The 24,093-nt window shown below is 70.7% G+C and carries 20 protein-coding genes; 4 read left to right on the top strand and 16 right to left on the bottom strand.

The window, feature by feature from the left end; translation table 11 throughout:
- Positions 1-2: 2 nt before the first annotated feature.
- Both BLR21_RS02930 and BLR21_RS02925 read right to left on the bottom strand, forming a co-directional pair.
- The gene (locus BLR21_RS02930; protein ID WP_256334408.1) at positions 3-2,099 is read right to left on the bottom strand and encodes an alpha/beta hydrolase; all 2,097 of its coding nucleotides are present in this window, start codon (positions 2,097-2,099) and stop codon (positions 3-5) included.
- A complete protein-coding gene (locus tag BLR21_RS02925) occupies positions 2,096-3,169 on the bottom strand; it encodes a class I SAM-dependent methyltransferase (RefSeq protein WP_090004048.1) in 1,074 nt (357 codons plus the stop codon). Before BLR21_RS02925 ends, BLR21_RS02930 begins: the two co-directional genes overlap by 4 nt.
- Before the next feature lie 102 nt (positions 3,170-3,271).
- Between BLR21_RS02925 and BLR21_RS02920 the strand changes: the two genes are divergently transcribed.
- A complete protein-coding gene (locus BLR21_RS02920; RefSeq protein WP_090004047.1) occupies positions 3,272-5,956 on the top strand; it encodes an ATP-binding protein in 2,685 nt (894 codons plus the stop codon).
- On the opposite strand, the gene BLR21_RS02915 is transcribed toward BLR21_RS02920, so the two are convergent.
- From BLR21_RS02915 to BLR21_RS02905, 3 genes are all read right to left on the bottom strand, one after another.
- A complete protein-coding gene (locus BLR21_RS02915; protein ID WP_090004046.1) occupies positions 5,924-6,550 on the bottom strand; it encodes a VOC family protein in 627 nt (208 codons plus the stop codon). The two genes, BLR21_RS02920 and BLR21_RS02915, sit on opposite strands and share 33 nt — an antisense overlap.
- 54 nt (positions 6,551-6,604) lie before the next feature.
- Positions 6,605-7,534: an arsenic resistance protein gene (locus BLR21_RS02910; protein WP_090004045.1), complete on the bottom strand. Its 930-nt coding sequence runs from the start codon at positions 7,532-7,534 to the stop codon at positions 6,605-6,607.
- Between the two features lie 63 nt (positions 7,535-7,597).
- Entirely contained in the window at positions 7,598-7,981 is a 384-nt protein-coding gene (locus BLR21_RS02905) for a nitroreductase family deazaflavin-dependent oxidoreductase (protein WP_090004044.1), read from the bottom strand.
- A 63-nt stretch (positions 7,982-8,044) separates the two neighbouring features.
- Between BLR21_RS02905 and BLR21_RS02900 the strand changes: the two genes are divergently transcribed.
- The gene (locus BLR21_RS02900; RefSeq protein ID WP_090004043.1) at positions 8,045-8,587 is read left to right on the top strand and encodes an SMI1/KNR4 family protein; all 543 of its coding nucleotides are present in this window, start codon (positions 8,045-8,047) and stop codon (positions 8,585-8,587) included.
- 36 nt (positions 8,588-8,623) lie between these two features.
- On the opposite strand, the gene BLR21_RS02895 is transcribed toward BLR21_RS02900, so the two are convergent.
- From BLR21_RS02895 to BLR21_RS02880, 4 genes are all read right to left on the bottom strand, one after another.
- A complete protein-coding gene (locus BLR21_RS02895) occupies positions 8,624-9,715 on the bottom strand; it encodes a glycosyltransferase 87 family protein (RefSeq protein ID WP_090004042.1) in 1,092 nt (363 codons plus the stop codon).
- A gap of 107 nt (positions 9,716-9,822) precedes the next feature.
- Complete coding sequence (locus BLR21_RS02890) at positions 9,823-10,449, bottom strand: response regulator (protein ID WP_030475425.1); 627 nt, start codon at positions 10,447-10,449, stop codon at positions 9,823-9,825.
- Entirely contained in the window at positions 10,446-11,462 is a 1,017-nt protein-coding gene (locus BLR21_RS02885) for a sensor histidine kinase (protein WP_090004041.1), read from the bottom strand. The genes BLR21_RS02890 and BLR21_RS02885 overlap by 4 nt, the downstream gene beginning before the upstream one ends.
- Positions 11,463-11,649: 187 nt before the next feature.
- On the bottom strand, positions 11,650-12,876 hold the full coding sequence (locus BLR21_RS02880) for an aspartate aminotransferase family protein (protein ID WP_090004040.1): 1,227 nt from the start codon (positions 12,874-12,876) through the stop codon (positions 11,650-11,652).
- A gap of 76 nt (positions 12,877-12,952) precedes the next feature.
- On the opposite strand from BLR21_RS02880, the gene BLR21_RS02875 reads away from it, so the two are divergent.
- Together BLR21_RS02875 and BLR21_RS02870 are read left to right on the top strand one after the other, a co-directional pair.
- Positions 12,953-13,822 (top strand): LysR substrate-binding domain-containing protein, encoded by an 870-nt coding sequence (locus tag BLR21_RS02875; protein ID WP_090004039.1) that lies wholly within the window; start codon positions 12,953-12,955, stop codon positions 13,820-13,822.
- Between the two features lie 41 nt (positions 13,823-13,863).
- Positions 13,864-16,896, top strand: coding sequence for an AfsR/SARP family transcriptional regulator (locus tag BLR21_RS02870; protein ID WP_090004038.1), 3,033 nt, complete (start codon positions 13,864-13,866; stop codon positions 16,894-16,896).
- On the opposite strand, the gene BLR21_RS02865 is transcribed toward BLR21_RS02870, so the two are convergent.
- From BLR21_RS02865 to BLR21_RS02835, 7 genes are all read right to left on the bottom strand, one after another.
- Complete coding sequence (locus tag BLR21_RS02865; RefSeq protein ID WP_090004037.1) at positions 16,897-17,670, bottom strand: ABC transporter permease; 774 nt, start codon at positions 17,668-17,670, stop codon at positions 16,897-16,899.
- Complete coding sequence (locus BLR21_RS02860; RefSeq protein ID WP_090004036.1) at positions 17,667-18,617, bottom strand: ATP-binding cassette domain-containing protein; 951 nt, start codon at positions 18,615-18,617, stop codon at positions 17,667-17,669. The genes BLR21_RS02865 and BLR21_RS02860 overlap by 4 nt, the downstream gene beginning before the upstream one ends.
- 65 nt (positions 18,618-18,682) lie before the next feature.
- Entirely contained in the window at positions 18,683-19,795 is a 1,113-nt protein-coding gene (locus BLR21_RS02855; protein WP_090004470.1) for a MalY/PatB family protein, read from the bottom strand.
- 30 nt (positions 19,796-19,825) lie between these two features.
- Positions 19,826-20,575 carry a glucose 1-dehydrogenase gene (locus BLR21_RS02850; protein ID WP_090004035.1) on the bottom strand — a complete coding sequence of 250 codons (750 nt, stop codon included), beginning with the start codon at positions 20,573-20,575 and terminating at the stop codon, positions 19,826-19,828.
- Positions 20,576-22,081, bottom strand: coding sequence for an aldehyde dehydrogenase family protein (locus tag BLR21_RS02845; protein WP_090004034.1), 1,506 nt, complete (start codon positions 22,079-22,081; stop codon positions 20,576-20,578).
- An 8-nt stretch (positions 22,082-22,089) separates the two neighbouring features.
- Positions 22,090-22,938, bottom strand: coding sequence for an SDR family NAD(P)-dependent oxidoreductase (locus BLR21_RS02840; protein ID WP_090004033.1), 849 nt, complete (start codon positions 22,936-22,938; stop codon positions 22,090-22,092).
- Between the two features lie 23 nt (positions 22,939-22,961).
- A complete protein-coding gene (locus BLR21_RS02835) occupies positions 22,962-24,047 on the bottom strand; it encodes a Zn-dependent alcohol dehydrogenase (protein WP_030475437.1) in 1,086 nt (361 codons plus the stop codon).
- Between the last annotated feature and the right edge of the window lie 46 nt (positions 24,048-24,093).

Genomic DNA, 24,093 nt, shown 5'->3' with positions numbered 1-24,093 from the left:
CCTCACAGCAACTCCGCGAGCAGGGCGGCGGCCCGGGCGGCACCGTCCGCCTCGACCTCGCGGTAGCCGACCTCCCTGCCGATCTCCTCGGCCATGGCGGCGGCCAGGACGTCACGATCGGCGACCTCGTCGTAGGTCATGCACCGGCCCGCGCCGTAGCGTTCGAGCCGGTGCCGGACGTGGAAGTTCTGCTCGAAGTGGTGGCGCAACGGCACGAAGATGAACGGGCGCCGGGCGGCCGTCAACTCCATGCACGTGGTCAGGCCGCCCTGCACCACTGCCAGATCGCAGGCGGCGAGGTGCCGGGGCAGGTCCGGCAGGTACCCGCGGATCTCGACGCCACCGCGGCTCGGCAGCGAGTCAGGGTCGATGCGGGGGCCGGTGACGACGAGGAACCTCAGCCCCGGCACCCGTTCGGTCGCGGCCGGCACGGCGTCGAGCACGCGCCGCAGCAACGACTCCCCCACGCCGGAACCGCCGACCGTGACCACGCACAGTTTCTCGTCCTGGCGCAGGCCGAGCCTCCTGCGCAACGCCGCGCGCTCGCGTTCGTCCGGCGGGTCGAATCCCGTGACGTAGCCGGAGAAGTCGAAGTTCTGCTCCGTCCACTCGCGAATCGCGGGCAGGCCCTCGCCGAACGGCAGCGAGACCACGTCGTCCGGGTTGCCGACGAACACCGACCTGTCGCGCACGCGCCGTAGCCGGGCGCGCTGCTCGATCATGTCGAGGTTGTAGTCGGCGGTCAGGCATTGTTCGCGGGCACCGCCATCGGGCATCGGGAGCCAGCCGACGAAGTCCGTCAGCCAGGCGAACGAGAACCGCTTCAGCTCGGGGTTCTCGTGCAGGAAGTAGTCGACGTCCCAGGCCTCGTCGCCGATCACCAGGTCGTACCGCTCGGCGTCGAGCACGTCGTTGAACACCATGAAGTTGTTCACCAGCACCGAGTCCAGGCGGCGGAACGTCTCGAACACGTGCAGGTCGTGCTCGCCCGCGTCGTCCTCCACGTGGGACGACTCGTTCGCCAGCCACTCCGAGGCCGGGTGGACCCGCTCCCCCGCGGGTCCGAGCAATTCGGTGACCGGGTGCTGCGCGAGCCAGTCGATCTGCAGGCGCGGATGGATCTTGCGCAGTTCGGACGCGATGGCGAGATCACGCCGGGCATGGCCGAGGCCGATCGGCGAGCTCAGGTAGAGCGCCCGTGGCGGCCTGGTCCTGGACGTCCTCGTGCGCCGGGCCACGGGGTGCACCCGGTCGACGAACTCCTTGATCAGCAGGTTGATCCGCACCGGATCGCGGGCATGTACACCGTGGCCCGCGCCGTCGACCAGCACCAGCGAACCACCGGTGAGCTCGGCGAGGCGTTCGCCGATGGCGTGCGGGCGGACTCGGTCGTCGGTCCCGTGGATCACCAGTACCGGACAGCGCACCTTGCGGCAGTCGTCCTCGATCGACGCGGAACTGAGGCGACCGGCGGTCGTGTCCACGAGTGTGGCGGGCTCGATCTCGTGCGCCCACCGCACGGCGTCCTCGATCTGCTTGGTGGAATGGGGTTCGGCGAACATCCTCGCGAAGAACCAGTCGACGAAGTCGTCGTAGCCGCCGTTGAGCCAGTACTGCCGGTTGTACTTGCCCTCGGCCGATTCCCAGGCTTTCCTCTCCTGCTCCTGGATGCCGATGAGCGACCCGCTGGCCGGGCCGATCGCGACGATGCCGGTGACCCGTTCCGGATGGTGCGCGGCCGCGAGCACAGACCAGGCGTCGCCGCGTGACAACGCCACCAGCACGGCCTGTTCCGTGTCGGTCGCGTCCATGACCGCGATCGCGTCCGCCGCGCACTCCGAGTCCGCATAGGACTCGCTGCCGGCCGGACGACCGGAGTCGCCGCTGCCCCGGCCGTCGAAGGTGACCACCCGGAAGTGCCGTGCCAGGTAAGGGACCTGCGTCTTCCAGAACCTCGACGGCACGATCGACCAGGTAGGCATCAGCAACACTGTTGGCTTGCCGGGATTGTCGTAGACCTGGAACGCGAGCCGCACGCCGGCGCGCTCGGCGTGCCCCCTCCGGTCGGCCTCGCGCACCGGGCGCGGCTCGGCGTTCACGGCCGGACTTCGAGGACCTGGTTGAACGGGGTCTGGGCCACCCCGGCGAACCGGGTGAACCCGCCGGCGACCGCCACGTCACGGATCCGCGCGGGCCCGGCCTGGGTGCCGAGCGCGAGTCCGACGTCCTGCGACAGCGAGGCCGGCGTGCACAGCAGCGTGGAGAAGCCGTAATAGGTGCGGCCGACTGGGTTGAGGTTGTCCTCGACGCGGTCTCCGGCCATCGGCTCGACGATCATCCACGTGCCGTCGGGCGCCACCGCGTCCCTGACGTGCCGGGCCGCGCCGACCGGGTCGCCCATGTCGTGCAGGCAGTCGAACATGGTCACGAGGTCGTAGCCCGTGCCGCCGAAGTCCTTGGCGGACGCGACTTCGAACGTCACGCGGTCGCCGACACCCGCGGCCGCGGCCCGTTCGCGCGCGACCCGGATCGACTCGGGGTGGTAGTCCGAACCGGTGAAGGACGAGTTCGGGAACGCCTGTGCCATCAGGATCGTTGATGCGCCGTGGCCGCAACCGACGTCGGCGACCCGCGCGCCGGTCCGCAGTTTCGCCGTCACGCCGTCGAGTGCGGGCAGCCAGCCCTCGATCAGGTTCGCCTCGTAGTTCGGCCGGAAGAACCGCTCGCAGCCGACGTGCACGTCGGTGTTGTGCTCGTGCCAGCCCACCCCGGACCCGCTGCGCGCGGCGTCCAGCACCCGCCCGGCGTTGTGCACGGTGCCCAGCGCGATCTGGAACATGCCGGGCAGGAACGCGGGGCTGTTCTCGACCGTGAGCGCCACCGCGTGCTCGATCGGCAGCGTGTACCGGCTGGTCACGGCGTCGTAGGTCACGTAACCGCCGGCGGCCTGGGCGTTGAGCCACTCCCGCGCGTAGGGCTCGGCGGTGCCGCTGCGGTCGGCGAGTTCGGCGGGGCTGATGGGGTCGCCGGACGCCATGACTCGGTAGTAGCCGAGCTTGTCGCCCATGACGACGAGTGCGGCGTTGAGCGTGGCGCCGACCTCGTCGACGGCCCGGAACACGAACTGCATGAGCTTGTCCGTGTCCATTTCCGGTCTTGTCGTGGTCATGTGCTCTTCCCTCCTGAGTGAGGGTCGGAACCTATGAGCGCCAACGGGACAGTCGCATCAGGTGCCCCACCTAGTTACCTCGGTCTGCCTACACTGCCCCGTGTGCTGATAGGACGCGAGTCCGAGCGTCGACAGGTCGAGCGGCTCGTGGCGAGCGCCCGGCTCGGGCACGGTGGCGCGCTCGCCGTCACCGGCGAGCCCGGGGTCGGCAAGACCGCGCTGCTGCGGTTCGCGGCCGGGTGCGCCACCGGGATGCACGTCCTGCAGGCGGCGGGGAGCGAACCCGAGCGCGAGATCCCGTTCGGTGCCCTGCACCAGGTCTTGCGGCCCGCGCTGGACCGCCTGGACGAGATCCCGGGGCCCCAGGCACAGGCGTTGTCCGTCGCGCTCGCGCTGCGGTCCGGGCCCGCCGTCGACCGGTTCGCGGTCGGGGCCGCCACGCTGAGCCTGCTCTGCCGGTTCGCCGAGGACCGGCCGGTCGCGGTGCTGCTCGACGACCTGCATCTGGTCGACCGGCCGTCGGCGGACGCGCTGGCGTTCGCGGCGCGCCGGCTCGCGGCCGATCCGATCGTGCTGCTGGCCACCACGCGATCGCCGGATCCGCCGTTGCCCACGCTGCCGCTGGCCGGTATCGACCTCGCCGCCGCGGGTGAGCTGGTGTCGAGCCGGTCCGGCGTGGCCGCGTCGCCCGAACTGATCGCGCGGCTGCACCGGGCGACGGCCGGGAACCCGCTCGCGCTGATCGAACTGGCCGCTGGGGCGCACCGGATGGCGCATGTCTCGCCCGAGGCGCCGCTGCCGGTGTCGGCGGCGCTGGCCCACGAGTTCGCCGCCCAGGCGCGGTCGCTCGGCGAGGCGGGACTGGCGGCGCTCGAGGTGGCCTCGGTGGCCGGGACCGATCTGCGGGTGGTGGCCGATGCGTGCCGGGTGCTCGGGGTCGCCGTGGACTCGCTGGCCGAGGCCGAGAGCGCCGGGCTCGTGCGGATGGCGGACGGCCGCGTCGAGTTCCGGCATCCGCTGATCCGTGCGGCCGTCTACGGGGACGCGGATCCGCGGCGCCGCAGATCGATCCACCGCGCCGTTGCCGAGGCGATCGGTCCCGGCGACGCCGACCGGCACGCCTGGCACCTCGCCGAGGCAGCCGTCAGCCCGGACGCCCGCGTCGCCGATCTTCTCGTCCAGGCGGCGAGGCGAGCGCACGAACGGAGCGCCTACGACGTCGCCGCGGCCGCCTACGGACGAGCTGCGCGGCTGAGCCCGGACGTCCGGCAGCATGCCTCGTTGTGCGTCGCCGCGGCGGAGTCGGCATGGCTGGCCGGCGAGACGAGACGGTCCGTCTCGTTGCTGGACGAGGCCGGTGACCTGCACGAACAGGAGGCACGGCTGCGGGCCGTCGAACTGCGTGCGGCGATCGCGGCGCGTACCGGTTCGCTGACCGAGGCGCGCGACCTCTGCCGAATCGCCGCCACGGGGTCCGCGACCGCCGACGCGGGCGTCCTGCTGCTGGCGGACGCCGTGAGCGCGTGCTTCTACCTCGGCGACACCACGACCGGGGTCGAGCTGGCGCACGAGATCGAGCAGCTGCTGCACCAGGTGACGTCCGCTCGTGCGCGGGGGCTGGGTCAGATGGCGGCGGGCGTCGCGCGGATCCTCGCCAACCGCGGTGGCGCCGACCAGATCCGGGCCGCGGTCGACCTGCTCGGCTCGTCCGGGCTACTCCGTGAGGACCGGCGCAGGCTGTCGTGGCTGATGATCGGGCCGTTGTTCCTGCGCGACGCGGACTCCGGCGCGGACCTCCGCCGCATCGTCGCGGACGTCCGGGAGCAGGCCGCCGTGGGAACGTTGCCCGCCTTGCTGTTCCATGTCGCGCGGGACGAGGCGACAACGAACCAGTGGGTCCGCGCCGAAGCGACCTACGACGAGGCCACCCGGCTGGCGCGCGAGACCGGCCAGGAGACCGACCTCGCGATGTGCCTGGCCGGTCTCGCCTGGTTGCGGGCACGGCTGGGCGACGAGGAACGGTGCCGGGCACTCGTCGCGGAAGCGCTGCCGATCTGCCGTGCCCGCGACATCCACATCGGCCGGGTCTGGTCGTTGTTCGCGTTGGGAGAGCTGGAACTGGGGCTGGGCAACGCGACCGGCGCGCTCACCCACCTCGAGGAACTGGCGGCGTTGCTCGACGGGCTCCAGCTCACCGATCCCGACCTCTCCCCCGCTCCCGAACTCGCGGACGCGCTGGTGCGGCTGGGCAGGCGCGACGAGGCCGTGGTCGTGGCCCGGCGCTACCGGTCCGAGGCAGCCGCGAAGGGCGAGCCGTGGGCCATGGGACGCGCCGAACGGACCTTGGGCATGCTCAGCCAGGACGGCTTCGACAGCCACTTCGAGGCGTCTCTGGCTTTGCACCACAGGACTTTGGACGACTTCGAGACCGCGCGCACCCGGCTCGCCTACGGTGCCCGCCTGCGCCGCGCCCGGCGGCGGGTGGACGCCCGGCCGCACCTGCACGCCGCGCTAAAGACGTTCGAGAACCTGCGTGCGGCCCGGTGGGCGGACCTCGCCGCGGTCGAACTCGGCGCGACGGGCGAGACGATCAACCGTCGCGCCCAGGGCGAAACCCTTACCCCGCAGGAGTTGCAGGTCTCACTCCTGCTCGCGGAGGGCAAGACCACCCGCGAGGTCGCCGCCGCGTTGTTCCTGAGCCCGAAGACCATCGAGTACCACCTGCGCAAGGTCTACACGAAGCTCGGCATCCGCTCACGCGCCGAGCTGGCCGGCCGGCTGCCCTGACGCCCACGCGAACCCGTCGGGGTCGGTGAAGTCGCCGGCGCCGATCATCACGATGCGGTGCGAACCCGAACCCTCGGGCGCCACCCCGGCGTCCTTGGCGAGCGCACGCCGCCGGTACAGCCCCAGCTTCACGGTGCCGGCCGCGGCGAACTGGACGTACATGCGGCCGAAGCTCTTCTCCACGGTGAAGCCCTGGTCCACGTAGCACTGCCTGCTCGCGGCAATGTCCGTCGCGCCGAGCAGCAGCACGACGTCGCCGATCTGCCCGGTGGCCGGTCCGGTGTTCTTCTTCGCCGAGGTCGCGACCTTCCAGATGGTGCCGTCCGGCGCCTGCACGACCCCGCCGTAGCCCCACATCGACTTCCCGGCGGGCTTGAGCACCGTCGCGCCGGCGTCGAGCGCGCCGCCGATCAACAGGTCGACGTCCGCGGGCTGCGCCACCGTGAGGGACAGCGTGAAGCCGCGGAAGCCGGTGGCCGGTTCCTGCGAGGCCCGCAGGCGCAGCCGGGAACCGAGCCCGAAAGCGTTGGCGTAGAAGCGTTCGGCGGCCGCGAGGTCGGCCACTTCGAGGGTGATCGCGTCGAATGAGGTCATGCCGGAAACGCTAGGCGCCACCCCGGGGCCGGTGCTTCTCGATTCCTGACCGGCTCACGGCAGCAACCGCGGCACCACCCGCACATAGATGACCATGCCGACCACCTCCACCAACGTCTGCGTCACCACCACAACCCCGGCGACGTCACCGGGCAACGCCAGCGCCAGCGGCAGCACCACCAGCGAGTTGCGCGTGGCCCCCGTGAACACGATCGCGCGACCCGAAGCCACGTCCAGGCGGAACACCTTGGCGACGGCCGGCCCGGCGAAGGCCATGACCACGAGGAACACCACGTAGAACGGCACCACCCGCGCGACCTGCGGCAGGTCGTCGCCGAGCTTCGGCACCTGCGACGCGACCACCGTGAACAGGGTCGCGGCCATCAACGGCACCATCGTGGTGCTGATCGCGCCGATGATCCGCCCCGCCCGCGCCTGGGTGAGCCACGCCAGCGTCAGCGGGACCACGATCAGCACGACGAACGCCTCCACGAACGGCCCGGGTTCGACGATGGCGAGGTCAGAGCCGAGGAAGAGCCACAGGTAACCGGGCAGCAGCACCATCTGCGCGAGCAGCAGCAACGGCGTGGCGGCGAGCAGGCGCCGGCTGTCACCGCCGGCCAGTCCGCTGAACACGATCACGTAGTCGACGCACGGTGTGAGGAGAACCAACAGCACGCCCAGCCGCACGGCCTGATCGTCCGGCAGGAACGTGAAGAGCGTGGCCACCACCAGCGGCACCACCACGAAGTTCACGACGAGAGCGGCCCCGAGGAACCGGCCGGCCCGCACCGAGCGCCCGAGTTCGGCCACCGGGACCTGCAGGAACGTCACGTACAGCAGGACCGCCAGCACGGGATTGATGGCGTGTTCGAGGGCAGGGCCGGCGTTGGGGGCCGCCCAGCCGGCCACCCCTCCCGCCGCCAACGCGCCGAGGTAGACGGCGACCTGGTGACGTTCCAAGCCCGCGACGAACCCCGGCACGGCACCCTCCCGATCAGATGATCAGGACGATATCGGCAGCGGGCAGGTCGCCGATCGCCTGGATCACCCGTCCCGCTCCAGGGCTGTGTCCATCCGGAGGAACTCGGTGATGCGAAGCGCCTTGGGTGGCCGTTTCACGTCGACGGCGAGCGCCTCGAACGCCTCCGCCTCGCTCACCACGCGCGGCGCGGTCACCTCGACCTCCTCGCCGTTGATCGTGAGCTTCGCCCGCCCGGCCGCCAGGACGTTGCGGACCCAGTCCGAACGCGAGCCGTAGACCAGGACGACCAGGTAGCCGCCCTCGACCGGGTGCGCCTCCATCGGGGTGCGGTAGGGCATTCCCGAGCTGCGGCCGACGTGGGTGAGCACCGCCCACTTGCCGCTCTTCACCGCGCGCGGGTTGAACAGGCGCTTGTTGATGTGGCCCCACCATCTGGGCATAGGCATGTCGGACTCCTCTCCTGCTCCAAGACGCGATCGAGAGCCGAGTTGTTGAAGTAGCGTGCGCGCGTGCAGATCACTGACGACCGCGCCTTCCCCGCCGCGCTGACCGCGCTCAGCGGCATCGGCTTCCCGTGGGAGTACGACGAGAAGACCGACGAACCGTCACCGAGCAACATCGACTACGAGCCGTACCAGGAGTTCGAGTCCGCGGCGGAGACGACCGACTGGATCAGGTCGTGGACGGGCAACAAGGACCTGGACGGCGACGCGTTCCGGACGTTCGGGCAGGACGGCACCGGCGGGCTCGCCGTGCTGTGGCTGGTGCGGGAGGGGCCGCTGACCGCACAGCCCGTCATGTTCTTCGGGTCGGAGGGTGAGGTCGGGCCCGTCGCGTCGAGCCTGGGCGAGTTCCTCTGGTTGCTCGCGGGCGGCGTGGGGCCGCTGGAGGCCGTCCAGTTCGGGGCGGACAGCGGTGTGCCGAACGCGGAACTGCGTGCGGTCGCGGAGAAGTACTCCGGGATCGAGCCGCGCACCCCGGCTGAGGTGCTGACGGCCGCGCGCCAGGAGTTCCCCGGCTTCGTGGAGACCGTGGACTCCTGGTGCCGCTAGGACGACCGCGGCGATGAACCGGTTCCAGTTCGCGCGCTAGAAGCCGACGGCGGAACGGGGTTCCAGGCGGGAGTCCCGTTCAACCTTGCCCCGCACGACACTTCGCCAAGCGCACCAGCCGAGGAACGCGAGACCCAGCCAGACATAGGCGTTGCCGACGACGTGCTGCCACCACGTCCACGCCAGTTCCCGGTCGCCCGCCGTGGGCAGCAGCCAGTGCGGGCCGACCGCGAACACCGCCGCGACCGCGATCCGCACGCGGCCGTTCACCAGCAGCAACGCGGGCGCGATCCACACCCAGTGGTGCGACCAGGACACCGGCGAGATCAGCAGACCCGCTGCCGCGACCGCGACGACGGCGGTGAGGTCGTCGCGCAGCCGGGGCAACAGCACGACGGTCAGCACAAGCACCGCCGCGACGGCGGCGAACCACACGGCCTCGGGTGCCCCGAGCCGGAACAACAGGCCCCGCAACGACTGGTTCGCGCTGTAGGCGAGGCCGCCGACGCGTTCCGGGTCGAGCATCGCGTGGAACCAGAACTGCTTCGACTGCCCCGGTGCCAGGACCCAGGCGAGCAGACCGCACCCCGCGAACGCCGCCGCGGCGGTCAGCGCGGGCCGCCATCGCTTGCGGGACAGGAAGAACAGCACGAAGATCGCCGGGGTCAGCTTGATCGCGGCGGCCAGTCCGATGAGCAGGCCGCGTGGCCACGGGGTGCGCGGCAGCAGGCAGTCGGCGGCGACCAGGCCGAACAGGATCAGGTTGACCTGGCCCATGTCGAGAGTGATCCGCAGTGGTTCGAGCAGCAGGCACAGCGCGACCAGGCCGAAACCCGCCCACCTGCGGGCCGCCGCCGTGAAGAGACCGATGCCCGCTGCCGTGAACAGAACCGCCGTCAGAGCCAGGGGAAGTGGCGCCAGAAGGCCGAAGACCATCGCCGCGAAGGGCGGATAGGTGAACGGCAGTCCTCTCGGGCCGTGGAAGCCGGCGGTGTACAGGTCGGTGCCGGCGAGCCACGCCTCACCGCCGGCGAGGTACACGCGCAGGTCCAGCACACCGGTGCCGAAGCTCCGTACGAAGACCCAGACGAGCAGACCGGCAACCGTTGCGCCCCAGAGGTTTCTCACAGGACAGAACACTGCTGTGCGACGGCGTTCCGCCAGATCGGCCGGAGAGCACGAAGATCATGGCCGTTGAGGCAGCCCGCGGAGCCGAACTGGCCACCTGGCCATGGTCAGTCGGCCACCACGTGCGCGCGGAACGCCCACGCGACGATCTCGACGCGGTTGCGCGCCCCCACCTTCGCCTGCACCGACGCCAGGTAGGCCTTCACCGACGACACCGAGACCTTCAGGGAGGCCGCGATCTCGTTGTTGCTCAGGCCTTTCGCGACGTGCCGCACCACGTCCAGCTCACGCGGGTTCAGCACCTGGGCATCGGCGCTCGCCACCGGCGGCACCGATCGGCGCAGCACCCGCAGCACCACCTGGGGCGACACCAGGACATCGCCGCGTGCCGCCGACCTGACGGCCTCGGCCAGCAGACCGGGACTCGCGTCCTTCGTGAGGAACCCGCACGCGCCCAGGTCCAGCGCCTTGTTCAGCACCTCGTCGCTGTCGAACGTCGTCACGACCACGACACGGGTGTGCGGGGCGAGCTGCCGCGTGACCTCCAGGCCGTCGAGCCCCGGCATCCGGACGTCCACCAGGCACACCCGCGGCTCGAGCTCGCGAGCCCGCTGGACCGCGCTGATCCCGTCCGCGACGTCGGCGACCACGCTGATGTCCGGTTGCGCCTCCAGGATCAGCCGGAACCCGGCCCGCACCATGTCCTGGTCCTCGGCGATGAGCACGGAGATCACGCGCGCACCTCCAGCGGCAGCTCTGCAGTGACCAGCCAGCCCTCTCCGGTCGGGCCCGCGAAGAACCGCCCGCCCAGCTCGTGCACCCGTTCCCGCATACCCACCAACCCGAACCCGCCCGAATGCGAAGGTCTCACCGTTCCGTTGTCCACAACGGACAGCAGTACCAGGTCCGAGGTCAGCCGCACGTCCACCTCCACGCTCGTGGCGTCGAAAGCGTGCTTGCGGGCGTTGGTCAGCGCCTCCTGGACGAGCCGCAGCACCGATCGTCCCAGCTCCGGCCGCACGTCCGCGGTCAGTTCGACGTTCGCCCGCACCGGCAGGCCCGACCTTTCCGCGAGCCGGTGCAGGTCGGCCGTGAGATCGGTGGTCGCGCCGGCGGCCCCGTTGTCCCGCAACGTCCTGACCATCGCGCTCATCGCCCCCAACGCGTCCGTGCCGCCCTCGACTATGCCCGGCAGCATGGCGCACGCCTTGTCCTTGTCCTGTGCCGCCACCACGAGCGCGGCCTGCGCCTGCACCAGCATGCCCGTGACGTGGTGGGCCACCACGTCGTGCAGCTCCCGGGCCATGTCGAGGCGTTCGTCGCGCCGGGCCCGTTCCTCCGCGGCCGCTGCCAACGCCGCCCGTGACCGTTCCCGCATCCGCAACAGCAGGCCGCCGGCGACCATGATGATGCTCAGGATCAGCATCAGCTGGACGGCGTCCGCGCGGGACAGCGAAATGTGCGGACGGTAGAACGCGGCGTGTTCGACGACGAGCACGAGTGCCAGGATCGACGGCACGGCCACGAGCACCGGCGTGCGCCACGCGTGCGCGAACACGAGAACCAGCACGACCGCCGACTCGGCGACCGTGTACACCGGGTGGTCGAACCACGTCTCGCCGACGCCGGGCCCGCTGATCAGGTGCAGCGCCCGGCCGAAGCCGATGATCCGTCCCGTGACGACGAACACGGCGGCGACCATGACGACGGTGGCGATGACGAGCGGCCTGCGGCGGAGTTCCCCCATCCGGCCGATCCTAGGAGCTGGCGCGACCACCTGCCTCGACCGTCCAGCCGAGGCAGGTGGCCAGATGGTCAGGCCGAGATCGCCTCATCCAGATTGCCGAGCCCCAAGGCCGGCTCGGCCAGTTGGTCAGCCCGAGCCGATGGCCTCGTCCAGGATGCCGAGCCCCAAGGCCAGCTCGGCCAGGTGGTCAGACCGAGCCGATCGCCTCATCCAGGATGCCGAGCCCCAGGGCCAGCTCCTCCTCCGAGGCGGTCAGCGGCGGCGCGATCCGGAACACCCCGCCCATCCCCGGGATCTGCACGATGTTCATGTGCAGCCCCAGGTCCAGGCACTTCTGGGTGATCGGCGCGCTCAGCGACTCGTCCGCGATCTCCAGCCCGGCCAGCAGCCCGCGCCCGCGCACGTCCGACACCAGCGAGTGCCGGGCGGCGATGTCGTCCAGCCCGTTGCGCAGGAACGCCCCGAGCTTCGCCGCCCGCTCGTCCAGCCGTTCCTCGGCCAGCACGTCCAGCACGGTGTTGCCGACGGCGGCCACCAGCGGGTCCGACACGTGCGTGGTGAAGAACAGGTAGTCGCGGGCGTGCGCCTCCGCCTCGATCTCGGCGGACGTGATCACGGCGGCCAGCGGCAGCCCGGCGCCCAGGGTCTTGGACAGCGTCAGGATGTCGGGCACCACGCCGTCCCGCTCGAACGCGTACCAGTTGCCCGTGCGGCACAGTCCGGTCTGCGCCTCGTCCATGATCAGCAGCATCCCGCGCTCACGGCACTTGGCCGACAACGCGGCGAAGTAGCCCGGCGGCGGTTCGAGGATGCCGCCGGAGCTCAGGATCGGCTCGACGATGCAGGCCGCCAGCGAGCCGACCGACTGCGCGTCGACCAGGCCGAACGCCAGGTCGAGCTGTGCCTGCCAGTCACCGGACGGCGCCGGGATCGCGAAGTTGCCGGGAGTGGCGGGACCGTAGCCCTTGCGGCCCGCGCTGTAGGTGGCGGCGGCCGCGGCGGCGGTCATGCCGTGCCAGGAGCGGGCGAACGCCACCACCTCGTGCCTGCCGGTGACGAGCTTGGCCATGCGCAGCGCGGCCTCGTTCGACTCCGCGCCGGTGGTGAGCTGCTGCACCTTCGAGAGCGAGGGAGGCAGCGTCCCGGCCAGCCGCCGGGCCAGGTCCACGACTGGCCGGCTGAGCATGCCGCTGAACAGGTGGTCGAGGTTCGCGATCTGGCGCTGCACCGTCTCGACGATGCGCGGGTGGGAGTGGCCGAGGATCGCGCTCATCTGCCCGGACGTGAAGTCCAGGATCCGGCGGCCGTCCTCGGTGAACAGGAAGCTCCCCGACGCGCTGTCGATGATCTCGCGCGTGAACGTGCCGCCGTAGCGGACGAGGTGGCGGTCGACGTCGTCCCAGAAGGTGTCCATGTGGAAAAACTAGGACTCGCCGAGCATCAGGTCCATCTCACAATTCCACGCTCGCTGTTCGGAAATACTGCACAGCATGACGCTGAACCCGTGGCGCCTGCGCCTGCTCAGCCAGCTCGACGCGCTGGGCACCGTGCGGGCCGTGGCGCAGGCCGCGAACCTGAGTGCTTCGAGCGTGTCCCAGCAGCTCGCGGTACTCGAGAGCGAGACGCGCACGCAGTTGATCGAACGGACCGGGCGGCGCGTCCGGCTCACGTCGGCCGGGCTGATCCTGGCCAGGAGGGCGCGGTCGATCCTCGACCAGATGGACGCCGTCGAGGCCGAGCTGCGAGGCCTGAACGACGAACCGTCGGGCCTCATCCGGCTCGGCGCGTTCCAGAGCTCGATCCACACGCTCGCCGTGCCCGCGATCCAGGCCCTCCGGCACCCGCACCTCGACGTCGAGATCGTGGAGCTGGAACCGCACGCCAGCATGCCCGCGCTGCTCGCCGGGGAGGTCGACGTGATCATCACGACCACCGACTTCGTGGAGCTGCCGGTACCGGGCGACATCGACGTGGTGCCGCTCGGCCAGGACCCGATCGTGCTGGTCACGCCGCCGAACCACCCCGCGGCGGACATCGCCGCGTGCAAGGACGAGCCCTGGGCGTTCGACATCCCCGGCTCGTACATGGCGAAGCTGGCGACGCGCCTGTGCCGCCAGTCGGGGTTCGAGCCACGCGTGGTCGGCCGGTTCAGCAACTACATGCTCACGCTCAAGCACGTCGAGGCCGGTCTGGCGGTCGCGGTGCTGCCCGCGCTGGCCGTCGACCGCAGGTTCGACGTGGTCACGAGAGAGCTTCCGGTGACGAGGAGGATCACCGCAGCCGTGCGCCGCGACTCGCGCGCCGCGATCACCGTGGTGCTCGACGCCCTGCATGCCCGGTCGCAGTCGGACGAGAGGTGATCCTGAGCATGGTCCCCAGGTGATCTGGAAGGCTGGAACCCGTGCGCGTGGCATTGCTGGGCCCGACGACCGTCGAGACGGAGGACGGCACACCGGTCGACATCGGTGGCGCCCGCGTCCGCATGCTCGTCGCACGCCTCGCGCTCGACCCCGGCCGCCCGGTGCCGACGACGACGCTGATCGACGACCTCTGGGGCGAGCAGCCGCCCGCCGACGCCCTGAACGCGCTGCAGTCGCTCGTGTCGAGGCTGCGCAAGGTCTGCCCGGTCACGCTGGAACCGGGCGGTTACCGGCTGGGCGTGACGACCGAGGACGTCGACGTCTTCCGGTTCGAACGGCTGCGCGCCGCGGGCCGGCTGGACGAGGCGCTCGCGCTGTGGCGTGGTGACGCGCTGGCCGACGTGCGGGAGGCGCCGTTCGCCGCGCCGACGGCCGCACGGCTCGAGGAAGCACGTCTGTCCGCGCAGGAGGACCGTGGCGAACTCGACGTCGCCGCACTGACCGCGTTGCACGAGACGCACCCGCTGCGCGAACGCCTGGCCGGGCTGCTGATGAGGGCGTTGTGCGCGCAGGGCAGGCAGTCCGACGCGCTGCGCCTCTACGCCGAGGTCCGCGGCAGGCTCGCCGACGAACTGGGGGTCGATCCCTCCCAGGAACTGCAGGACGTCCACCTCGCGGCACTGCGCGGCGAACTCGGGCCGCGGCCGGTGATCGACCGGTTGCCGGTGCGGCTCACCAGCTTCGTCGGGCGCGACGACGAGCTCGTGGAGATCGCCGGACTGCTCGGCCGGGCCCGGCTGGTGACGCTGGCGGGGCCGGGCGGCGCGGGCAAGACGCGGCTCGCCACCGAGGTCGCGGCACGGCATCCGTTGCACGGCAAGGGCCGCGTGTGGTTCGCGGCGCTGGCCGGTGTCCGGGCGGCCGAGGACCTCGCCGGTGCGGTGCTCAGCGCGTTCGAGGTGACGTTCGCCGGGGATCCGCGGCGGCGGACCAGCGAGGGCATGGACCGGATCGCCGAGGTGCTCCGCGCCGGGGAGTCGTTGCTGGTGCTGGACAACTGCGAGCACCTGATCGGGGCGGCGGCCGAGTTCACCACCGAGCTGCTGCGCCGGGTACCGAACCTCCGCGTGCTCGCGACCAGCAGGGAACCGCTCGCGATCGACGGCGAGTCGCTGTGCCCGATCGGCCCGCTCGCCGTGCCCAACGGCCAGGCGGACGTGTCCGCGTTCGGCGCGGTGCGGCTGTTCCTCGACCGGGCGAGCGCGGTGAAGCCAGGGTTCCGGCTGGACGGGTCCACTGTGGACGACGTGCGGATGATCTGCCGCAGGCTCGACGGCATGCCGCTCGCGCTGGAACTGGCGGCGGCGCGGCTGCGGTCGATGACGGTCCGGCAGATCACCCAGCGCCTGGACGACCGGTTCCGGTTGCTCACCTCGGGCAGCCGCACCGCGCTGCCGCGCCAGCGCACGTTGCGCGCGGTCGTCGAGTGGAGCTGGGACCTGCTGACCGAGGAGGAGCTGCTGCTGGCCCGGCGGTTCGCGGTGTTCCCCGCCGGCGCCGACCTCGCCGCGATCGAGGCCGTCTGCCTGCCGGACCCGTTCTACGTGCTCACGTCGCTGGTCGAGAAGTCCATCGTGGACGTCATCGAGATCGAGGGCGAGCCGCGGTACCGGATGCTGGAGACGATCCGGGTCTACGCGGCCGAACAGCTCGACGCGTCCGGCGAGAAGCGGGAGGTCGTCGGACGGTTCCGGCACTACTACCGCGAACTGACCGCGCGCTGGGAGCCGCTCACCCGCACCGCGCGGCAGCTCGAGGCGATCGACGTCTACGAGGCGGAGCAGGACAATGTCGTGGCGGCGTTGCGCGGAGCGATCGACGACCACGAGGTCGAGCTGGCGGCGGACCTGCTCGGTGACACGTTCTGGTACTGGCTCGTCAAGGGCGACAACGAACGCGCGGAGATGTCGGTGCGCGACGTGCTCGCGCTCGGCGACCTGCTGCCCGCCGACCGCTTCGCCACGTTCCGGGCCATGCAGCTCATCATGGCCGCCTTGCCCGGGGTGACGGACGCGGCGGAGGCCGCGGCGGTCATCGAGCACTGCGTGGACTCCGGCGCCGTCCAGAAGTACCCCTCGCTCGCGATCGCGCTGCCGATGCTCGCGTTCCTCAGCCAGAACGCCGAACTGGCGCGGCGCGAGGTGGCGCGGGCGGCGGCGAGCGAGGACCCGTGGGCCAGGGCGGGCGCGGAGTGGGCGCACAGCTTCATGCTGGCCGACGAAGGTGACCTGGAAGGCGCCGAACAGGCCCGCGACCGCGCGTACGACCAGTTCACGGCCATCGGGGACCGGTGGGGTTCGGCGATGACGCTCGGCATGAAGGCCGCGTTCGTCTCGCAGACCGGAGACAACCAGGCGGCGATCGACCTCTACCAGCGCGGGCTGGAGGCGGCGACGGAACTGCGGTCGCAGGACGACGCCGCGCAGCAGCGGTGGCGGCTCGCGGTGGAGTACGCGCGCATGGGTGATCACGCCGCGGCCGCGCGCGAGGTGGTCGCGGCGGAGCAGTTCGTCCGGGACGTCGGCAACGACCAACTGTCCACGATGCTCGGCTACGCGAAGGCCGAGGTCGTGCTGCGCGCGGGCAGGATCGAGGAGGCACGCGCGCTGAGCGTCTCGTTCGCCCAGCGCGCCACCAGGTCGTCCTTGCTCGGGTCGTTCGTCGCGGAGTGGGTGGCCATGCTCGACGCGCGCATCGCGCTCGCCGACGGCAGGTTCGGCGACGCCGAGGCGTTCACCGCGGTGGCCGTCGAGACGACGTCCGAACGCGGCGACATGCCGGATCTCGCGACGGTGACGGAACTTCTTGCCCACCTGCGGCACCTGCAGGGCCGCGACGACGCCGCGCGGCGGTTGATGGCTCTCGCCCAGCTCATCCGCGGGCGGCTCGACCTGGGTGATCCGGACGTGCGGCGCCTCGTCGCCGAACTGGGCGAGCCCGCACCGCTGACGATCACCAAAGCCGAGGCGCTGCAACGGGTGCGCGAAGAGGCGGGCCTCAGGCCCGCCTCCTGATCACACGCGCCTGCGGTAGGCCCACATCGCCAGCGGGAAGAACACCGCGACCGCTCCTGCCATCCAGATCAGCGATCCGACGAGCGGCCCGGCGATCGCACCGCCGTTGAGCAAACCGCGCAGCGCGTCCGACAGCAGGCTCACGGGGCTGATGTCCGCCCACGCCCTGAGCCAGCCCGGCATCGTCTCGGTGCCGACGAACACGTTGCTGCCGAACGTCAACGGCATGATCAGCACGATCATGATGCCCTGCACGGCCTGCGGGGTCTTGAGCAGCATGCCCACGAACACCGACGCCCAGCAGAAGCACAGTCCGAACGCGATCGCGAGCCCCGCCGCGATCAGCAGCTCCGCCGGCCCCGTCTGCACCCGGTAGCCCATGACCGTGGCGATGATCAGCAGCACCACGACGCACACCACGTACCGCACGACATCCGCCAGCACCGCGCCCACCAACGGTGCCGACCTCGCGATCGGCATCGCCCGGAACCTGTCGAAGACGCCCTTGGAGACGTCCGTGTTCAGCTGGACGCCCGCGGTCATGCTCGCCTGCAGGATGTTCATCACCAGGATGCCCGGCACGAGCATCTGCAGGTAGGCGTCGGTGTTCCCGGCGAGCGCGCCACCGAAGAGATAGGTGAACATCACCAGCAGGATGATGGGCGCGATCGTCACGTCCGCCAGCTGCTCGGGGTTCTTGCGGATCTTGAGGATGCCCCGCCAGGCCAGCGCGAAGCCGTGGCGCACTCCCCTGTCCAACGCGATCGTGCTCATACCAGGCTCCCCTCGTTCCGCTTGCCGGTGAGCGAGAGGAAGACCTCGTCGAGCGAGGGCAGCCGCAGCGCCAGTTCGTCCGCGGTGATGCCGGCTTCGTCGAGCTTGCGGACCAAAGTGGACAACAGCACCGGGTCGTTCACCGGCGCCGTCAGCAGTCCCGTGTCGTCGTCCCTCGTCGGCCGGACCCCGGTCAGGTCACCGAGAATCCGGTACACCACGTCGAGATCGCGCAACGACGTCGGCCGCACCTGCAGCGTCTGCCCGCCCACGCGCCGCTTCAGCTCGTCCGGCCTGCCCTCGGCCACGACGCGGCCGTGGTCGAACACCGTGATCGAGTCCGCGAGCTGGTCGGCCTCCTCCAGGTACTGCGTGGTGAGCAGGACCGTCACGCCGTTCGCGACGAGCTTGCGCACCACCGCCCACACCTCGTTGCGGGCGTGCGGGTCCAGCCCGGTGGTCGGTTCGTCCAGGTACAGCACGGACGGGTTGCCGACCAGGCTGGCCGCGAGGTCGAGCCGCCGGCGCATACCGCCCGAGTACGTCTTGGCGGCCCGTCCCGCGGCGTCGGTGAGCTCGAACCGTTCCAGCAGCTCGGCGGCCTTCGCCCGTGCCCCCGCACGGGAGAAGTCGAGCAGCCGGGCCAGCAGCACGAGGTTCTCCGTCCCGGAGAGGTCCTCGTCCACCGACGCGTACTGCCCGGTCAGCCCGATCAGCGACCGGACCGCCCGCGGGTCCTTCACCACGTCGTGGCCGTGGACCGTGGCGTGCCCCGCGTCCGGGCGCAGCAACGTGGCCAGCACCCGCACCGCCGTGGTCTTGCCCGCGCCGTTCGGCCCGAGCACCCCCACGACCTTCCCCTCCGGCACCTCGAGGTCCACGCCGTCCAGCGCCTTGGTCTCCCCGTAGTGCTTGACCAGGCCTTCTGCCCTGATCGCGAGTGCCATCGTTCCTCCCTGTGTTCAGGGGGAACTGTGCGCCGCGCCGCTGACAGACCACGCACAGCACGCTGTCAGCGGCTGGCAGCCATCCTGCGCACGGCCTCGGTGATGATCTCGGGTGAGGTGCCGATGTTGAACCGGACGTGGCCCGCTCCCCCGCTGCCGAACCCGGCGCCCGACATCAGGGCCACCTTGCCCCGCTCGACGAAGAACGCGGCCGGGTCGGCGCTGACGGCCCGGCAGTCGAGCCAGGCCAGGAAGGTCGCCTCGGAGGGTTCGTAGCCGATCTCGGGCAGGTGCTCGGCGAGCAGGTTCTTCAGCAGTTTCCGGTTGTCGTCGAGCCCGGCCAGCAGCGCGTCGAGCCACTCGCCGCCGTGCCTGAGCGCGGCCGCGTGCGCGATCGTGCCGAAGTGGCTCGGTCCGTGGCTGACCTCCTCGGGCAGCCTCGCGAGGTCGTCGGTGCCGGAGATCGCGACCGCTGCCCGCATGGCCGCCAGGTTCCAGCCCTTCGACGCGGACATGAGCGACATCCCGTTCTCGTCGACGCTCAGGTACGGCACGAACCGGGTGCCCCTGGAGACGAGCGGGGCGTGGATCTCGTCGGCGATCACGCGAACGCCGTACGTCTCGGCCAGCCGCGCGAGGGCCGTGAGCTCCTCGGCGGTGTGGACGGTGCCCGTCGGGTTCTGCGGGTTGCACAGCAGGTACACCGGACGATCGGCTTTGACGTGCTGGAACGTCCGCTCCAGCACCTCCAGGTCGAGGCGGCCGTGCCGCAGCGGTGCCTCGACGACCGCGCGGCCCATGCTCCTGACGAACAGGTAGAACGGCGGGTACACCGGCGGGCTGACGATCACGGGGGCACCGGGCCCGGACACCAGCTTGATCAGCTCGACGATGCCGAGCATCACGTCGGACACGAGCGCCGTGCGTTCCACCGGGAGGTTCCAGCCCCAGCGCTGTCGCGCGAACGCCGCGAGCGCCTCCTGGTAGTCGGTGCCGGCCGGGTAGCCGGTGTCGCCGAGGTCCAGGGCGTCGAGGACGGCCTGTCTGACGGGCTCAGCCAGGTCGACGTCCATCTCGGCCACCCACAACGGCAGCACGTCGTCCGGGAACTGCCGCCACTTCACGCTCGTGCGCCGCCGTAACCGTTCCAAGGACACCTGGGTCAGCGGGTTCAGCATGAACCCAACGTAGTTCACCTGGGGTAACCGTCAACCGTTCAACGCGTGCGTCGCCGTCGCCCCTCCGTCGACCACGAACTCGCCGCCCGTGCAGTAGGCGCTGTCGTCACTGGCCAGGAACAGCACGACGTTCGCGACGTCCTCCGGCTGCCCGATCCGGCGCAACGCCAGCTTCTTGCCTATCGGCGAGACGTCGATCGGCCGGCCCAGGGCCTGGCTGACCATCGGGGTGTCGATGGCACCGGGATGCACGGAGTTCACCCGGATCCCGTGCTGCCCCAGTTCCATCGCGGCGACTTTGGTCATGCCGCGGATCGCGAACTTCGACGCCGTGTACGCCACCAGGTACGGCATGCCGCCCAGGCCCTCGACCGACGACACGTTCACGATCGACCCGCCGCCGGCCTGCTTCATCGACGACACGACCGCACGCATGCCGAGGAACGTGCCGACCTGGTTGATGCCGATCACCCGCTGGTAGTCGGCGAGCGTGGTGTCCGCCAACGCGGAGAAGTGCAGGATGCCGGCGTTGTTGACGAGAACCGTGATGTCGCCGAACGTCGCGACGGTGAACTCGACGGCGTCCGCCCATCCGTCCTCGGAGGACACGTCCAGGTGGCAGTACTCGGCACCGAGCTCGGCGGCGAGTTCCTTGCCCTGGTCGTCGAGGACGTCGGTGATCATCACCCGCGCGCCCTCGGCGGCGAACCGGCGTGCCGCGGCCGCTCCCTGACCCCGGGCGGCGCCGGTGATCAGGGCGACCTTTCCGTCGAGCCGCATCTACATCATCTCGTCGGTCAGCGGCATCATCACGGTCTTGAGCTCGGTGTAGGCCTCGTAGGCGCTCTGCCCGCCCTCGCGGCCGAGGCCCGACTGCTTGTAGCCGCCGAACGGGATGTGCGGTTCGAGCTGGAAACCGTTGATGCCGACCATGCCGACGCGCAGGGCCTTCGAGACGCGGAACGCGCGGCGGACGTCGTTGGTGTAGACGCCGGCGCCCAGGCCGTACTCGGTGTCGTTCGCGATGCGGACGGCTTCTTCCTCGTCGTCGAACGGCACGACTGTCAGCACCGGGCCGAAGATCTCGTCACGCGCGATGGCCATGTCGTTGTTGGCGTCGGCGAAAATCGTTGGTGCCACGAAGTTCCCGGACGCGTAGTCGCCGTCGAGCCGGGTGCCTCCGGTGACGAGGCGGGCGCCCTCCTCCTGTCCGCGCTCGATGTAGCCGAGCACGCGTTCGAGCTGCTTGCCGTTGATCAGCGGGCTGGCCAGCACGGCGGGGTCGAACGGGTCGCCGAACGTCACCGCGCCCGCGAGCATCTGCGCCATCGCGATGAACTCGTCCTGCGCGTCCCGCTGCACCAACGCCCGCGTGTGCGCCACGCACGCCTGGCCGGACAGACCCATCGTGACCATGCCCATGCAGGTCATCGCGGCGAGGCCGACGTTCGGGGCGTCCGCGAACACGATCGCCGGCGACTTCCCGCCCAGCTCCAGGGACACGCGCTTCATCGTCCCGGCGGAGGCCTCGACGATCCGGCGGCCGATGGCGCGGCTGCCGGTGAAGCTGATCTTGTCGACGGCGGGGTGGGTGATCAGCGCCTCGCCGGTCGGGTTGCCGGGGCCGGTGACGAGGTTGACGACGCCCTCCGGCAGTCCGGCCTCGATCAGCAGCTCGACCATGCGGATCACGCAGAACGACGCGTACTCCGACGGCTTGACCACGACCGTGCAGCCGGCGGCCAGCGCGGGCGCGAGTTTCTGGGCGAACAGCACGAACGGCGCGTTCCACGGCAGGATCGCCGCGACGACGCCGACCGGTTCGCGGAAGGTCATCGCGAGGTGGTCGCCGCCCTGGTAAGGCGGCAGGGTCTGGCCGCCGACCTTGTCGATCCAGCCCGCGTGGTGGTCGAAGATGTCCGCCGCGATGCCGACCGAGGTGGCGTAGATCTGCCCGAACGACAGCGGCACGCCGTTGTCCAGTGCCTGCAGTCCGCGCAGCTCGTCCGAGTGCTCCCGCAGCAGATCTCCGTACCTGCGCAGGACCTTGATGCGCTCACCCGCCCGGCTGCGCGGCCAGGTGCCCTCGTCGAACGCCTTGCGGGCCGCACGCACCGCCGCGTCCACGTCCTGCACCGAGGCGACGGCGAAGCTGCCGATCTCCTCGCCGGTGGCGGGGTGGTGGTGGGTCCAGGTCTCGTCGGTGTCGCGGAACTCGCCTCCGATGAGCAGCCGGCCGTCCTTGAGTCCCAGCGTCTCGCGGTGCGGTTGGACGGTGAGCGTCACAGCTCCTCCTACAGGGCCATCGTTTCCGTACAGGCGAAAGTCCTCTGTGGATCGCGATCGGCGAAGTAGCCGTCGAGATCGGTGAACGCGCCGAACTTCTGCTCGACGGTCGGTGGTGCCATCAGCGCGACCATGCCGCCATGTACGACGAAGACCTGGCCGTTGATCCGGTCGCCGGACGGTCCGGCCAGGTGCGCGACGAACTTGGCGACGTGCTCGGGCGCCAGCGAGTCGTCGCCCGCCGGTGCGTCACCGAACACGTGCGCGGTCATCTGGGTGCGGGCACGTGGGCAGATCGCGTTGGCGCGCACGCCGTAACGACTTGTGCCACGAGCGGTCGCCACGGTCAGCGCCGCGATCCCCGCCTTGGCCGCCGCGTAGTTGGCCTGGCCCTCCGAACCGAGCAGGAACGCCTCCGACGAGGTGTTCACGATCCGCGCGTAAACCGGTTCGCCGGCCGCCTTCGACTGCTGCTTCCACAACGCGACCGCGTTGCGCGACAACAGGAAGTGGCCGCGCAGGTGCACCCGCACGACCAGGTCCCACTCCTCGTCGGTCATGTTGAACAGCATCCGGTCGCGCAGCACACCCGCGTTGTTCACGACGACGTGCAGCCCGCCGAACTGCTCCATCGCGGCGGTGACGAGGGCGTCGGCGGTACTCCGCTCGCCCACGTCACCCTCGACCACGACGCACTTCGCGCCCAGCTCGCCGATCTCGGCCGCAGCGGAGTCGGCCGAGCCCGGCAGGTCGTTGAGCACGATCGACGCACCGGCCCTCGCGAGCTCCAGCGCCTCCGCGCGGCCGAGCCCGGCACCGGCGCCGGTGACCACGGCGACCTTCCCCGAAAGGTCCACAAAAGACTCCCAGAAGAGATGTGTCAGTCGAACAGAATGACCTGACGGATCAGCGATCCACCGCCACGCAGGGCCTGCAGGCCCTCGTTCACGTCCTCGAGCCTGATCCGTTTGCTGATCATGCCTTCGAGGTCCAGCCGGCCCTGCCGCCACAGCGCGATCATGCGCGGGATGTCGCGGCGGAAGTTCGCCGTCCCGTAGAACGAGCCGTGCAGCGTCTTGTCGTGCAGGAAGAGTTCCTGGGCGCTGAACGACACCATCGCGTCCGCCCGGCCCGCGCCGACGACGACCGTGTGGCCACCGCGACGGGTCAGGTCCCACGCCTGGCGGATCGTGGCGGGCAGGCCGACCACGTCGAACACGTAGTCGAAGCCCATGCCGAAGTTCAGCTGGTTGTTCAGGTCCACGACACCGTCGGGCGTCGTCGCGTGCGTCGCGCCGAACTTCTGCGCCACCTCGTGCTTTTCGAGCACCGGGTCGACCGCGACGATCCGTGCGGCGGCGGCGAGCCGGGCGCCCTGGATCACCGCGACACCGACGCCACCGCAGCCGATCACGGCGACGCTGGAGCCCGGTTCGACCTTCGCGGTGTTGAGCACGGCCCCGACGCCGGTGAGGATGCCGCACGACAGCAGCGCCGCGATCTCCCACGGCACGTCGTCGTCGACCTTCACGGCGGCGTCCGCGGGAACGACCATCTCCTCGGCGAACGCGCCGAGCCCCGCGTACCCGAAGGCCGGGTTGCCACCGACGACGAACCTCGGTGACGTGAACGCGGAGATGGTGTGCACGAGGCACAGATGCGATTGGCCCGTAACGCATTGGGCGCACTTGCCGCACGGCGGCACGAACGTGATCGCCACGTGGTCACCGACCGCGAGCGACGTCACGGCGCTCCCGATCTCGACGATCTCACCGGCGCCTTCGTGACCGACGACGCCGGGCGTCAGGGCCGGCAGCGTTCCGTCCATTGCGGACAGATCACTGTGGCACACCCCGCAGGCCTTGATCCTGATGCGGATCTCCTGCGGCCCCACCGGCGCCGTGGTCACGTCGTCGCGGAGCTCGAGCTTGTCGTCGCCTACCTGGTTGAGCACGGCTGCCTTCACCGGTATCACTCCTCGCTGAGCTCACGGCCTAGTGCCTGTCGCACAC

This window comes from Lentzea albidocapillata subsp. violacea (assembly GCF_900100275.1).
GTDB lineage: Bacteria > Actinomycetota > Actinomycetes > Mycobacteriales > Pseudonocardiaceae > Lentzea > Lentzea violacea.
The sequence above is the reverse complement of the archived record's forward strand: the minus strand, read 5'-3'. Positions and strand labels throughout refer to the sequence as shown.